2 protein-coding genes and 1 pseudogene are annotated in these 1,219 nt (G+C 61.6%); all 3 read left to right on the top strand.

The window, feature by feature from the left end:
* Nucleotides 1-134: pseudogene (locus G9U53_RS34345) on the top strand (TlpA family protein disulfide reductase); the annotation flags it as partial.
* Nucleotides 131-937, top strand: coding sequence for a cytochrome c biogenesis CcdA family protein (locus G9U53_RS34340; protein WP_011133458.1), 807 nt, complete (start codon nt 131-133; stop codon nt 935-937). The pseudogene G9U53_RS34345 and the gene G9U53_RS34340, both read left to right, overlap by 4 nt.
* Nucleotides 938-984: 47 nt before the next feature.
* Nucleotides 985-1,219 (top strand): cytochrome c biogenesis protein ResB (locus G9U53_RS34335; protein WP_165639979.1); only part of this gene is annotated, 235 nt, incomplete at its 3' end.

The raw sequence follows: 1,219 nt of genomic DNA, 5'->3' as shown, positions 1-1,219 counted from the left end.
GAAACTATCCGACAAGCGTGATTCCCTCCACCTTGGTGTTGGATCGCAGACAGCGCGTCGCCGCTGTGTTTCTTCGCGCACTTCTCACCGAGGATCTGCAACCGGTCATCGAGCGTGTGGCGGCCGAGCGGTGAACGAACTCGCCCAAGGTGTCGGGTCCAGCTTCCAGACAGCCGCCGCGAGCGGCCCGTTACTGCTCGCCGTAGCAGCGTGCATTCTGGCCGGTCTGGTGTCGTTCGCATCGCCGTGTGTGGTGCCGCTCGTTCCCGGATATCTGTCGTATCTGGCCGGCATTTCCGGAGCTGATTCTCCAGCGGTGACCCGTGGCGACGAGACCTCGGAACCTGCAGGCAGATGGCGGGTTACCGGCGCGGCAACGATGTTCGTTGCCGGATTCACCGTGGTGTTCGTTCTCGCCACCGCGTCGGTGTTCGGGGTGATCGGCACCCTTCGTATCAACGAAGACCTGCTCCAACGGGTGGGTGGTGTGATCACCATCGTGATGGGGTTGACGTTCATCGGCTTGATTCCTGCCTTGCAGAAAGACGCACGGTTCGCCCCGCGGCGTATCTCATCCCTTGCCGGCGCTCCCTTGTTGGGGGGCGTGTTCGCGTTGGGTTGGACACCGTGTCTCGGCCCCACCCTCGCTGGGGTTATTTCGGTTGCGGCCGGAACTGAAGGCACGACAGCAGCGCGGGGCGTGATACTGATTGTCGCCTACTGTCTGGGATTGGGACTTCCGTTTATCGTGCTGGCGTTCGGGTCGGCGAAGGCGCTCCGCGGCGTCGGGTGGCTCAAACGCCATTCACGGACGATTCAGATCGTCGGCGGAATAATGCTCGTCGCTGTCGGGCTCGCACTGGTCACCGGCGTGTGGGGCATGTTCGTCGGCTGGTTGCGCAACGAATTCGTCAGTTCGGTCGTGTTGCCGATATGACAGATAGCGCCACCGCGGGAGGTCGCATCCGTCGCCTCCCGAGACTGATGATCCGAGAAAGCGTTCGGCTACTGCGCCAGAATTGGCGCAGGTTGACGTCGATGAGTACCGCGCTCGTGCTCCTGTTCCTCTTGGCGCTCGCAGCACTTCCCGGTGCTATGTTGCCTCAGCGAAATCTCAACGTACAGAAAGTTTCCCAGTACATCGCGGCGCAGCCAACCCTCGGCCCGCTATTCGACAAGCTGGAGTTGTTCGACGTCTTTTCCAGCTTCTGGTTCACTG

It is taken from the genome of Rhodococcus sp. D-46 (assembly GCF_011290655.1).
In the GTDB taxonomy this organism is placed as follows: Bacteria; Actinomycetota; Actinomycetes; order Mycobacteriales; family Mycobacteriaceae; genus Rhodococcus_F; species Rhodococcus_F qingshengii.
Note: the sequence above shows the minus strand (reverse complement) of the source record. Positions and strands in the feature narration are given on the sequence as shown.